10 protein-coding genes and 1 tRNA gene are annotated in these 13570 nt (G+C 43.8%); 8 read left to right on the top strand and 3 right to left on the bottom strand.

Going from position 1 to position 13570, the window contains the following annotated elements; translation table 11 throughout:
• Nucleotides 1-5 precede the first annotated feature (5 nt).
• From DW121_RS05610 to DW121_RS05600, 3 genes are all read left to right on the top strand, one after another.
• Nucleotides 6-857, top strand: a complete 852-nt coding sequence (locus tag DW121_RS05610) for a glycine betaine ABC transporter substrate-binding protein (protein WP_118323290.1) — start codon at nucleotides 6-8, stop codon at nucleotides 855-857.
• 196 nt (nucleotides 858-1053) lie between these two features.
• A complete protein-coding gene (locus tag DW121_RS05605; RefSeq protein WP_118323231.1) occupies nucleotides 1054-1809 on the top strand; it encodes an inositol monophosphatase family protein in 756 nt (251 codons plus the stop codon).
• 5 nt (nucleotides 1810-1814) lie between these two features.
• On the top strand, nucleotides 1815-2426 hold the full coding sequence (locus DW121_RS05600; RefSeq protein ID WP_117712858.1) for a DJ-1/PfpI family protein: 612 nt from the start codon (nucleotides 1815-1817) through the stop codon (nucleotides 2424-2426).
• Between the two features lie 299 nt (nucleotides 2427-2725).
• Here DW121_RS05600 and DW121_RS05595 read toward each other — a convergent pair.
• Nucleotides 2726-2810: transfer RNA gene (locus DW121_RS05595), tRNA-Ser, on the bottom strand.
• 397 nt (nucleotides 2811-3207) lie between these two features.
• Here DW121_RS05595 and pflB point away from each other — a divergent pair.
• Nucleotides 3208-5436 carry a formate C-acetyltransferase gene (gene pflB / locus DW121_RS05590; RefSeq protein ID WP_118323230.1) on the top strand — a complete coding sequence of 743 codons (2229 nt, stop codon included), beginning with the start codon at nucleotides 3208-3210 and terminating at the stop codon, nucleotides 5434-5436.
• A 142-nt stretch (nucleotides 5437-5578) separates the two neighbouring features.
• Nucleotides 5579-6304 carry a pyruvate formate-lyase-activating protein gene (pflA, locus tag DW121_RS05585; RefSeq protein WP_118323229.1) on the top strand — a complete coding sequence of 242 codons (726 nt, stop codon included), beginning with the start codon at nucleotides 5579-5581 and terminating at the stop codon, nucleotides 6302-6304.
• Nucleotides 6305-6327: 23 nt separating this feature from the next.
• Here pflA and DW121_RS05580 read toward each other — a convergent pair whose 3' ends face one another.
• Together DW121_RS05580 and DW121_RS05575 are read right to left on the bottom strand one after the other, a co-directional pair.
• Nucleotides 6328-7644, bottom strand: a complete 1317-nt coding sequence (locus tag DW121_RS05580) for an outer membrane beta-barrel protein (protein WP_118323228.1) — start codon at nucleotides 7642-7644, stop codon at nucleotides 6328-6330.
• Nucleotides 7645-8193: an RNA polymerase sigma factor gene (locus DW121_RS05575; protein WP_117712826.1), complete on the bottom strand. Its 549-nt coding sequence runs from the start codon at nucleotides 8191-8193 to the stop codon at nucleotides 7645-7647.
• Nucleotides 8194-8373: 180 nt separating this feature from the next.
• Between DW121_RS05575 and DW121_RS05570 the strand changes: the two genes are divergently transcribed.
• From DW121_RS05570 to DW121_RS05560, 3 genes are all read left to right on the top strand, one after another.
• Nucleotides 8374-9078, top strand: coding sequence for a NigD-like protein (locus DW121_RS05570; RefSeq protein ID WP_117712827.1), 705 nt, complete (start codon nucleotides 8374-8376; stop codon nucleotides 9076-9078).
• 180 nt (nucleotides 9079-9258) lie between these two features.
• Nucleotides 9259-12378: an ATP-binding protein gene (locus DW121_RS05565; protein ID WP_118323227.1), complete on the top strand. Its 3120-nt coding sequence runs from the start codon at nucleotides 9259-9261 to the stop codon at nucleotides 12376-12378.
• A gap of 142 nt (nucleotides 12379-12520) precedes the next feature.
• Entirely contained in the window at nucleotides 12521-13570 is a 1050-nt protein-coding gene (locus tag DW121_RS05560; protein ID WP_118323226.1) for an efflux RND transporter periplasmic adaptor subunit, read from the top strand.

The raw sequence follows: 13570 nt of genomic DNA, 5'->3' as shown, positions 1-13570 counted from the left end.
CTATTATGGATAAAATAAAAATAACAGTCGTACTATTACTGGCAGCCCTGTTATCCGCAGCCTGCAGCAATCTTGACAATAATAAGAAAATCAGCATAGCCTATGCCAACTGGTCGGAAGGCATCGCAATGTCTCATCTGGCAAAAGTCATACTGGAAGAGCATGGTTACAACGTAAAGATGCTGAATGCAGATTTAGCACCCATCTTCGCTTCCCTATCACGCAAAAAAGCCGATGTATTTATGGACGTATGGATGCCGGTAACCATGCATGATTATATGGAACAATATGGAGACAGACTGGAAATCATCAGTGACATATATGACAATGCCCGTATCGGACTGGTAGTACCGGAATATGTCACCATCCGGTCTATCGAAGAATTAAACGAACATAAAGAGTTATTTTCCGGCAAAATTATCGGTATTGATGCTGGTGCCGGAATTATGAAAACAACCGAAAAGGCATTGGACAACTACGGACTGGACTATAAGCTGATGACAGCAAGCGCTCCTGCCATGACCACATCTTTGGAAAAAGCCATTCAAAAGAAAGAATGGATAGTAGTAACCGGCTGGACTCCACACTGGATGTTTGGACGTTATAAGTTAAAGGTACTTGATGACCCCAAACAAATATATGGAAAAGCGGAATCCATCCACACCGTAACTTGGAAAGGCTTCAGCGAGAAAGATCCGTTTGCTGCCAAACTTTTACGTAACATCCGGTTGACCGACCGGCAGATTAGCTCATTGATGACTGCCGTAGAAAAAACGCAGAAAACAGAGACTTATGCCGCACGCCAATGGATAAAGGCGCACCAAACATTGGTAGACAGCTGGATTCCGATGAAATAGAGTCCCCCATACTTCCGGCAAATCTTTATCGCCTGAACTATAGGAAATGCTTCTGCGACAACCGGAAGATTTGTTTTTGTGTTTCTTTGAGCCTATCTGTAAAAACATCAATAAAATAACTAATTTTGCATTCGGACAAGGGCAATCCTTTCCAAGACATAAGAAAAAACAATTAAATTAAACCCTATAAATAAACATGGATGTACAACGTATAATCAGCTTGGTCAAAGAGACTAAGGGGATAATCACAAACAGGGAAATGGCAGCTCATGTGAAAGAAAAAGGAGTTGCCGATTACGTTACGCAAGTTGACGTGGCTATACAGGACTTTCTGAAAAAGGAATTGTATATATTCGCACCTGACATCCAGTTTCTCGGAGAAGAAACCGGCTTGCAGCGGATGAATACAGACTGCTACTGGATTCTTGACCCCGTTGACGGCACTACTAACCTCATGCACGACTATCAGCATAGCGTGGTTTCGTTGGCTCTTTGTCGCCAAAAAGAGATAGTTTTGGGTATTGTCTATGACCCGTTTCATGACGAGCTTTTCTCTGCTGCCAAAGGCGAAGGCTGTTTCTTAAACGGCAAACCCATACACGTTTCCTCTGCCCGAAAGCTTTCGGAAACCATAATCGGCATCGGCACTGCTAAAAGAGAGCTGGCGAAAGAAAACTTCGCCAAGTTTCTCAAAGTCTATGAAAACTCTCAAGACATCAGAAGACTTGGTTCTGCTGCATTGGAATTGGCATATACAGCGTGTGGCAGACAAGGTGGATATTTCGAGATATATTTGAATCCATGGGATTATGCGGCAGGGATGCTTTTAGTACAAGAGGCCGGAGGAAAAGTAACCGGCTGGGATGGAAATGCACTCGACCCGGCTCAAGGATGCCAAGTAATCGGAACAAACGGAAAAATCCACGAAGAATTACTCAAACTATTATTATGAATATGATGAACAACGAAATTCTATATATACTCTTACCGAATTATGCCGCACATGAAGTGGTATATCTTTCACAGGCTATCGCTTCTGATGAATATGCGCTGAAAGAAAAACCGAAGTATGTCAATAAGGTTGTAGCCCCGACAATGGAGCCTGTAAAATCCATCGGTGGTTTCCGCACTTTACCCGATTACTCATTTGAAACGATGCCCGATGATTATGCAGCATTGGTATTGATTGGTGGTTTCGGGTGGACAACACCTGTTGCAGAACAAGTCGAGCCGATTGTCAGGCAAGCCATAGAAAAAAGAAAGGTTGTCGGTGCAATTTGCAACGGGGCTTCCTTCATGGCAAAGTGCGGCTTCCTCAATACCGTAAAGCATACCGGCAACGGATTGGAGCAACTGAAAATTTGGGGCGGTGACAATTACATCAATCCGGAAGGATATACCCATGCTCAAGCAGTCAGCGACAAGAATATCGTGACAGCAAACGGTTCTGCTACACTTGAATTTGCCAAGGAACTGCTTCTGCTACTCGAAAACGACGTACCCGAGCGCATTGAAATGTATTACCAGTTCTACAAGCAAGGTTTTTGCTCGCTTTTCTCCAATCAATAATAGTATGGAAGTAATATCTTTACGACATTCCCCGGAATATCCCGACAGAGCCATTACCTATTTTCAGGAAAAATGAGCTACGGAAGAATCCATGCCGGTTTACGATGATGCAAAGATTATCGGGGATACAATCTTGAAAAGACATTGATAGATTGTGTCGCCCAGAAATCAAGATTTTATCAAATACTCGTGTAGTATCGATAAGATTATTGAAAATAATAAAAACGCCCAATTTTACATTCTTGGTATGTAAAATTGGGCGTTTATTTTGCAAAACACTGATTTTCAGCTTTTTTTTGCGGAGAGACAGGGATTCGAACCCCGGGTGCCTCGCAGCACAACGGTTTTCAAGACCGCCGCAATCGACCACTCTGCCACCTCTCCAAAACTTCTTTTTCAAAAAGTACTTTTCTCTTAAAGCGGTGCAAAGATACTACTTTTTTCTTAATTTACAAATAAATCCGAAATAAAATAGTTTCTATATTCACAAAAACTAAAATTACAGTATAAGGGAGCCTAATGTTTCGTCACTAAATACTAATCGTCCGACAGCTGTTTAATTATCGTCCCACAGTTGTCGGACGATAATTAAACAGCTGTCGGACGAAAGTGAAACGGTTGTGGGACGAATAGATTTTAATATCCACAACATTAATTTATGGATATTTTATGTTCTTCAACATAAAAATCAGCCGTTTTATTATGTAATTACGGAAAAATTTCCATAATTTTGCGCGCTCTAAGGGATAACATATCTAATCACCTTCAAAAAAAGAATATTATGGAATTAAACAAAACCTTTATTGACGGGCTTTGGAACAAGGAAATCAATGTCAGTGATTTCGTTAGTAAAAACATCGCACCCTACACCGGAGATGCATCTTTCCTGCAAGGACCTACGGAACGTACCAAACGTATCTGGAACTTGTGTTTGGAAGCATTGGAAGAAGAAAGAGCCAATAACGGTGTTCGCTCATTAGACTATACTACAGTATCCACTATTACTTCCCACAAAGCAGGCTATATTGATAAGGAAAATGAACTTATAGTAGGCTTGCAGACAGACGAACTGTTGAAACGCGCCATCAAACCTTTCGGTGGCATCAATGTCGTGGCAAAAGCATGCCGCGAAAATGGTGTGGAAGTAGACGACAGGGTAAAAGACATCTTTACACACTACCGTAAGACGCACAACGACGGTGTGTTCGACGTATATACCGAAGAAATCCGTTCGTTCCGTTCTTTGGGCTTCCTTACCGGACTTCCCGACAATTATGCGCGCGGACGTATTATCGGTGACTACCGCCGTCTGGCGTTGTACGGCATCGACCGTCTCATCGAAGCCAAGCAGGAAGATTTACATAACCTGACCGGTCCTATGACCGAAGCACGCATCCGCTTGCGCGAAGAAGTATCAGAGCAGATTAAGGCTTTGAAAGACATCAAGACGATGGGTGAATATTACGGGCTCGACCTCAGCCGCCCGGCAACATCCGCTCAAGAAGCAGTACAGTGGGTATATATGGCATACCTTGCCGCTGTAAAAGAACAAGACGGTGCGGCCATGTCACTGGGTAATGTATCTTCTTTCCTCGATATTTTTATTGAATACGATTTAGCTCACGGCAAGATTGATGAAACTTTTGCACAGGAATTGATTGACCAATTCATCATCAAACTGCGCATGGTACGCCACCTGCGTATGCAGTCTTACAATGATATCTTTGCCGGAGACCCGACGTGGGTTACCGAAGCTATCGGCGGACGTTTCAACGACGGCCGTGTGAAAGTAACAAAGACCTCTTTCCGTTTCTTGCAAACATTGTACAACCTCGGTCCCTCTCCCGAACCTAACATGACTGTACTGTGGAGTCCGGAGCTGCCGGAAGGCTTCAAAGAGTTCTGCGCCAAAGTATCAGTGGACACCAGCTCTATCCAATACGAAAACGACAACCTGATGCGCGAGGTGCGTAACTGTGACGACTACGGTATTGCCTGCTGCGTATCCTACCAAGCCATCGGCAAACAAATCCAGTTCTTCGGTGCACGTGCCAACCTTGCCAAGGCATTGTTACTTGCCATCAACGGAGGACGTTGCGAAAACACCGGAACAGTAATGGTAAAAGGTATCCCCGTACTGACCCACGACACGCTGAACTTCGAAGAAGTAATGGCTAACTACAAGAAAGTACTGACGGAAATTGCCCGCGTCTACAATGAAGCAATGAACATCATCCATTATATGCACGACAAGTATTACTACGAAAAAGCCCAAATGGCATTCGTGGATACTGACCCGCGCATTAATCTTGCCTATGGTGTAGCCGGACTTTCCATTGCCATCGACTCACTGTCCGCTATTAAATATGCCAAAGTAACAGCACGCCGCAATGACATCGGCTTGACGGAAGGTTTCGACATTGAAGGCGCTTTCCCCTGTTTCGGCAACAATGACGACCGTGTAGACCACCTCGGCGTGGACTTGGTTTACTATTTCAGCGAAGAGTTGAAGAAGTTGCCCGTATACAAGAACGCCCGCCCCACCCTGTCACTGCTGACTATCACTTCTAACGTGATGTACGGTAAGAAGACCGGCGCCACTCCTGACGGACGCGCCAAAGGTGTTGCCTTCGCCCCGGGAGCCAACCCAATGCACGGACGTGACAAGAACGGCGCCATCGCCTCTTTGAGTTCCGTAGCCAAATTGCGTTACCGTGACTCACAAGACGGTATCAGCAACACATTCTCCATCGTTCCGAAGTCATTAGGCCCTACTGCCGAAGAACGTGTAGAGAATCTGGTCACCATGATGGACGGCTACTTCACCAAAGGTGCACATCATCTGAATGTAAACGTACTGAATCGCGAAATGCTGGAAGATGCCATGGAGCATCCGGAAAAATACCCACAACTCACTATCCGCGTTTCCGGTTATGCCGTGAACTTTGTGAAACTGAGCCGCGAACATCAATTAGAAGTTATCAGCCGCAGTTTCCACGAACGTATGTAATACGTTAATTAAGAATGAAGAATTAAAAATGAAGAATGAAGAATTGCCATGCGGTGTATCTGCAGGATGTAGCAAGATTCTTCATTTTTAATTCTTCATTCTTAATTCTTCATCCTTCATTTTTAATTATAGACCTTCGATTATGATTAATGTTCATTCATACGAATCAATGGGCACTTTCGACGGCCCGGGATTACGGCTCGTCGTTTTCCTTCAAGGCTGTCCTTTCCGTTGCCTGTACTGCGCCAACCCCGATACCATAGACGTAAAGGGCGGTAACCCCACTCCACCCGATGAAATTCTGCAAATGGCAATCAGCCAAAAAGCGTTCTTTGGGAAGAAGGGAGGAATTACTTTCTCCGGCGGAGAACCTACCTTACAGGCTGAGGCATTGGTACCTTTGTTTAAGGATTTAAAAGCCAACGGCATCCATATCTGTCTTGATACCAATGGCGGCATTTGGAATGAAAAAGTGGAGGAACTGTTCAGCCTGACAGACTTGGTACTGCTCGACATTAAAGAGTTCAATTCCGAACGCCACCGCACCCTGACCGGACGCAGCAACGAACAAACCTTACGCACCGCCGCCCGGCTGGAACAACAAGGGCACCCTTTCTGGTTACGTTATGTCTTGGTGCCGGGATATAGTGATTTCGAGGAGGATATACGCAGTATGGGTAAACAGCTTGGCAAATATCAAAGCATACAACGAGTAGAAATACTTCCTTACCACCGACTTGGAGTACATAAATACGAAGCAATGGGCTGGGATTACCAACTGAAAGAAGTGATAGAGAACACTCCGGAACAGTTGGAACAGGCAGAGAAACTCTTTAAAGAATACTTTCCGACAGTAGTAGTAAATTGAGAATTAAAAAATTCTCAATTTAATCAGTATGTCAACCGTATCCCGCCCTGCAAAGTGAAGTTACAGGGATTTTCCTTTCTTATGGTTTGAATATCAGAGCCGTCATCAAAGAAGTAAGACACCCCCGGTTCCACATAGATACCTACTCTGTTACTTATATTATATTGTGCACCCACAGCTCCCATTACAGAAAACTGCAATGGTTTCACTGTTTCACTTTGGCTGCCTATCTTGCCATAGATACATTTCTCCATAGCACCACCGGCAGAAACATACATAACAAAAGCTTTCTTATCCACAAAGTTCCAGTTTGCCCGCAGAGGAATGCCCAGATAATGTAGTTTTTGGCTGAGTTTTTCCGAACTTCCGGCGAACTTTACATCCGAAGCGAGATACGTATATGTCAAGCCTGTCTCTACCGAGAATCCTTTTGCAAGTCCTTTACGTACAGAGAAACCGAAAGACAAAGGCTGCTTATGGTCTACATCCACTATCTGATCCTTATTTTTCAACAAATATGGCATTCCGTTCTTGAAGACAAGTTCCTGCCCTTCAGGAACAGCTAAAATCCCGTTAGCTACTGTACTAAGGTCTACTTTTCCACCGGAATAACCGAAGTCTGCATCGCTTTGTATGAAACTGCCTTCACTGATATTATTTCCCGATATCAGTCCGCCCGTATTTCCCACAGCCAATCCCACCGACCAGCCACGTGACTTTTCTTTTTTCGTATTTCCAACCGGTAACTGTAATTTATCCTTGCTGGACGGGCGGCGTCTCTCAATCTGCCGGTTCTCCGTACGGCTATCTTTCACTGCTACATCCCCTGTCTCTTCCTGTACTGTTTGCTCCTGCACATCTCCCTGCATTTCTTGCCGGGCAGTCAAAGGTTGCTCTTCTGTATTCTGTCCGGTTTCGCTTGCTACGTGCAATTGTTGTGCCAGTAAAGTACGGTGGTGCACACCTGTTGCCGCCACTTGTTTTTGCACGCGATAGCCAGGTTCTGTAATTTCCGTTTGTATTGCAGGAGTTTGTTGCTCAGGCAGTTTGTCCGGAACAGCCGCTAAAGCCGGCACAGCCGTACTCCGCACTTCTTCCCCCATAGGACTCTGAAGTAACCATACGCTGACTGATGACACTGCAACCAACAGCACCGCAGCTGCAGCTACAGTCCAGCGACGGAAAGGAATGATACGCCGTTGCACAACTACCGGTGGCTTAGAAGCGGACAAATCCTTTTCAAGCCGTTCCCAACCCGAAACGGGTAACGGCTCGGAATAATCCTCCAACCGTTCCTTTATCTTTCGCATCCACAATTCATCTTCCATACGTTTCTTCATTTATGCGTTCTTTCTCATCCACTCCTTTACCTTAACCGCCAAAGCAGCTTTAGCACGAACTAACTGCGAAGCCGATGACTTTTCATTGATACCCAGCAGTTGGGCTATCTCTTTATGAGATTTATCTTCAAAAACAAAAAGGTTAAATACGGTACGATAGCCGGCAGGAAGTTCACCGATAAACTGCATCAATACCTTTTGAGGAATAGTATCCACTGCCGAAGCATCCGGTTCTTCATACGTCTCCGGGACATCGTCCAAGGCAGCGGACTGGTTCATCACATCATTCTTCCGCAAATACTGCAATACCGTATTCACCATCACACGTTCCATCCAAGCCCGCAAAGAACCTTCTCCACGCCAAGTGAACTTATCGAAAGAGTCGAATAGTTTCAGAAAGCCGTCATGCATCAGGTCTTGCGCAGTCTCCCGGTCACCGGCATAACGCAAACATACGCTGAGCATCCGCCCCGCATATTGTTCATACAGTTCTTTGCGGGCAAGATTGTCTCCTTGCCTACAGCGTTCTGCCAATACCTGTTCTTCCATTCTCTCTTTCAACACGTGTTTACCTTATAAATGCAACGGGCACAAAAATACTGCATCCGACAGATAAGAAATTCATTCTTTATCTTCTTTAACAATCTCATTAAGCAGTATTCATCCAAATTCGGCATTTTCTGAATACAAAATCTAAATTATAGAATCTATAAAACAAAACCTCTACTTATGAAAAAGTTAAGAACAACATTAGCCGCATTTCTACTATTGTTCATAGCCATGCCCACGTTGCAATCCTGTTTGGACGACTGGGATGATAGCAACCGTTCATCACTCACTATCGGCACTGTACGAATCGTCGACGGAAAAGATTATTACTTTGCACTCGATGAAGGAACCAAGATGTTTCCCGGTGACACCGCACAAATCAACAACTACACATTGATAGAAGGGCAACGCGCTTTTGTGTACTTCAATTTGCTCGACGAAAAAGTAAACGGATACGATTATAATGCGAAAATCAATCACGTAGAAAATATCCTCACCAAAGACATCTACTTTATGCCTGCCGAAAAAGCCGACAGCATCGGTGACGACCGAATCAACATAACCAATATGTGGATTACCGACAATTACTTGAACATCCAGTACCAACTATACCACAGTGGCGATGATGAAAAGAAGCATATGCTAAACCTGATAGTAAACGAGAGTTCCGATGGCAAGAACGACAAAGAAGGATACATCACACTGGAGTTCCGCCAAAATGCTTATGATGACGATCCCCTCAGACCGGGACAAGGGCTGGTTTCTTTCAAATTGGACAAGATAGCTGACCAAATAGTTGGCAAAACCGGACTCAATATCCGTGTAAAAAGTTTGTATGACGGAGAACGTTACATAACTATCGACTTTAAAAAAGACGAAAACTAATCTATCCTGTGAAACACTCTTTTCAATTCCTTTTTATAGAAGCGGAGTGAGACCTATGTCGTCACTTCGCTTTATTTATATTCTCCCCCATTATTTATTCTATTTCCTTTGTCCGTCCGACAAATTATACATACTTTTGCTTAATTTTAACTCACATTAAATGAACTTATAAAAGAAGACATGAGAGAATTCATTCAAGCAGTAACTATTTTACTTTGTTTACTGACACAATCCGTGTCTTCGTACGCCAACAAAGGAGACAAAAAAATAAATCACATTCTAATCGTCAACACATACTCCGATGCCAATCCATGGAGTAACAGTCTCATTCTCCCGATAGTAAATTTAGCGTCCCGTCACGGTGATATGGGAGCCTATACCGCACACCTGAAGATGCTCACTTTGCAAGACACAAAAGACTTCAAAAGCTATAAAAAGAAAATACGCAAAGAACTTTCCAACCAATCACCCAGCTTAATAGTCTTCATAGGATGTGCCAGTTTCATTCTATGTGACGAGTTGAACAAACAATGGCCGGATATCCCAATGCTTTTATGCGGAGAACGAGACTATACAGGTCCGGAGGACTGTGTAGCCGACGGACATGCCTTATCACCGGAAATGCGCATTCCGCTAAAAAGTATGCAAGGACGCATGAACCTGACCCTAATGCACGCCAGCAACCATATAGAAGAGAATATCCGTCTCATGGAACACATGATTCCGAAAATGAACAAACTCATGTATATCGGGGACGAAACTTATATCTGCCAGCAAAATAATTATGATATTTCGGAAGTCATCCGGAACAAACATCCGGAACTGTCATACGATTTCATATCCGCCAAAGACGTCACTACCGACAGTTTGTTTACTATTCTCAACAAAGTGAATACCCAAACCACCGGCATCTTGTACACCTCATGGTTTCGGAAACAAGACTACAAGGACAATACGATAATGGTCAACAACTCTCATCGCATCATCGCGACTTCCTCCATTCCCCTGTTCTCTTCCAGAACAGTAGGCATTAAAGACGCAACCGGTTTCGTTGGTGGATACTTTTACGACGAAAAGGCCTTTATCAAACAAATGCTTTCTACCATTCAAGAGATATTGAACGGAAAAGCCGCACGCAACATTCCTTTTTATTATGCCACCGATGGGGTTCCCACTTTCAATTACAACTCACTGAAGCAACTTAACCTCGACCCCAAACGCTGCCCTAAAAATACAGTATTTTATAATATGCCACCCACCTTTTGGGAACAATACGAATACATCATCATAATCTGTATCTGTGTTATCATTATTCTCATGTTAGCTTTCCAACACCACCGCCTGCTCGTGCTCAAAAAAATGAAAAAACTTCAGCAGAATGAGTTGGATACTGCCACCAAATACTATACCCTGATAAATAATATGCCTATTATCTATCAACTGGAAGAGTTAATTAAAGATGAAAACGGACAAATCGTAGAGACCCGCTTTATTGATGTAAACAGGCAATTTGAAGAAAAAATCCTCCGGCGCGACAAAGTCATCGGAAAACTGGGAAGTGAAATATTCCCGCAATCCATGACACATTTCCTCTATTTCATGAACATCGCCTTAAAGGAAAAACGTTCTGTAACCTTCTCCTACTATTCTAAAGAAGATAACGCTTTCTACGACATTGTGATAAATGCTTACAGCGACGAACGCCACATGGATATTTTCTGTCTGGACAGCACCGAATTGCATCGCGCACAAATGCAGTTAAGTTCCATCAACCATAAACTATCCATGGCACTCGACATAGCCAATATCGTGCCTTGGAAATGGAATTTGCAGACTCACACCATACTTTGTGACGTAAACAAACCCATTGAGCTAAACCATGAAAACATCGGTTCCAATGAAGAGCAGCTTTCCGTTCCAGATCATATGTACTTTGCCAAAATACATAAGGAAGACCTGCCAAAGGTAAAAAAAGCATATGCCGATCTGATAGCGAAACGTACCACAAAGGTCAAAGAAGAATACCGAGTTATCAACCGCATCAACGGATGCAAACAAATAGACTGGGTAGAAGCCCAAGCAGCAATAGAGAGTTACGATGAGAAAGGTGAACCGCTTACGCTGATAGGTTCTTCTTTAATCATCACCGAAAGAAAACGAATGGAGACCGACCTTATCTCTGCCAAAAACCGGGCAGAAGAATCTAATCGTCTCAAGTCGGCTTTCCTTGCCAATATGAGCCACGAGATACGCACTCCACTCAATGCCATTGTCGGATTTTCCGGCATACTGGCTTCCACCGAAGAAGAAAAGGAAAAACAGGAATATGTCAGTATCATCGAAAACAACAACGCTTTGTTATTACAATTGATTAGCGATATCCTCGACCTTTCCAAGATTGAAGCCGGCACAATGGAATTTGTCAATACAGACTTCGACCTAAACCGGGTAATGACAGAATTGGAAAGCGCACTTCGCCTGAAACTGTCACCGGAAAAAAATGTGGAACTTATCTTCGAGTCCCGCCTGCCCGATTGTCATATTTATGCCGAACGTAACCGTATTTCTCAAATCATCATCAATCTGGTAACTAATGCCATCAAATTCACTGACACGGGCAGCATCCGCTTTGGCTACGAAAAGCGCGGCAAGACACTCTATTTCTATGTTACCGATACCGGTTGCGGTATTCCCGATGACAAACAGAAAGACGTATTCGGCCGCTTCGTGAAGCTGAATAACTTTGCCCAAGGTACAGGGCTTGGACTTTCTATCTGCCAAACCCTTGTACAACATATGGGTGGCAATATTGGGCTACAATCCAAGTCGGGAGAAGGCTCCACCTTCTGGTTTACCCTGCCCTACACTCCCTCCACCCACATCAGACAGCAGGAGGTAAAAACAGAGCCTATCAAGATGAAACAACAAAAAATCACTATCCTGATAGCCGAAGATCATGATAGCAATTACCGTCTGATAGAATCAATCCTCAAAAAAGACTACAATCTGATCCATGCTTGGAATGGCGAAGAAGCTGTTGCAATGTTCAAGACATATGCACCGCAACTTATCCTCATGGACATCAACATGCCTGTTATGAACGGCTATGAAGCTACCAGGGAAATACGCAAGCTATCTACACAAGTACCCATTATAGCTGTTACAGCCTTTGCCTATGCATCTGACGAGCAGAAAGTCATGGAGAACGGTTTTGATGCCTATATGGCAAAACCTATCAATGCCAATCAGCTGAAAGGACAGATTACATCTATATTGAAACAGCATATCATTTTTATGTAAAAGCATCGGCCTTTCCAACCGAAGGGTACAACTTTTGTTCCCTATTTCTCCTTTTTCAGCCTCTAATTTTCCGGCTTAGGAAACTATATCAGGACAAGTTTCCTAAGCCTTCCTTACTTTTGGCGAAAAATCAGAATGAAATATGAGAACAAAAGTACCCGCTATCCTACTATCTGCACTTGTCCTATTGCTTTATGCTTGCAATGAAAAGGATACTAAAAATGAACACGAGTTGTTGGTCAACACCTCCACAGTCTCCACATTACCACAAGAGGGAAATAAAGAATTTCCTTTCATAGCCCAGCCTTTTCGTACCAGTGAACTATCATTCCGGGTGGGTGGTCCTATTGATCGTTTCGATGTATATGCCGGTAACCAATATAAACATGGAAGCATCATTGCTGAGATAGACCCGCGCGATTTCCACATTCGTAAAGAACGTGCCGAAGCAGTCTACCGCCAAAGTAAAACAGAATTTGAACGTATAGAAGCGTTATACCGGAAAGAAAACATCTCTGCCAGCACTTACGAAAAGGCGAAATCCGATTATATATCCGCCAAAACCGCTTTCGATACTGCCGTATGCGAACTGGAAGATACCCGCCTGACAGCCCCTTTCACCGGATATGTAGGCGAGGTCTACATTGAAAAGTTTCAAGATGTCAAAGCTACTCAGCCGGTCATATCCTTTATTGACATACATCAACTAAAAATAGAGATATACATACCGCAAGAGATAGCCTACGCCGCACAGTCTTTAGACAGCATACAGATACATTTCGACGCCATCCCTGACACGACCTATCAGGCCAAGATAATGGAGGTGTCCAAAGGCACTACCCGCAACAATCTGTCATATCTGCTTACAGCCATATTACCAAATGAAGGTGGTAAACTGCTTGCGGGTATGTCCGGCAAAGCGATGTTGGATATACCACAAGCAGAGAGTGCCGCCGGTTTCTGCATCTCCCAGGCGGCACTCTGTCACCGACCTTCCATAGGCGATTATGTATGGGTAGTTAATCCTTCCACATCACAAGTCAATCGGCGTAAAGTAACAGTCGAGAAATTATTGTCTAACGGGTCGGTACATATTTCAAACGGACTTCAAGCCGGGGAAACCGTTGCAACAAGTAGCCTGCGCTTCCTCTCTGACGGAATAAAAGTAGGTCTTACCTCTAAAAACAAGTAA

Origin of the sequence: Bacteroides sp. AM10-21B, assembly GCF_003472565.1 — a bacterium.
Lineage (GTDB): Bacteria > Bacteroidota > Bacteroidia > Bacteroidales > Bacteroidaceae > Bacteroides > Bacteroides propionicigenes.
This window is presented reverse-complemented; position numbering and strand designations above follow the sequence as displayed.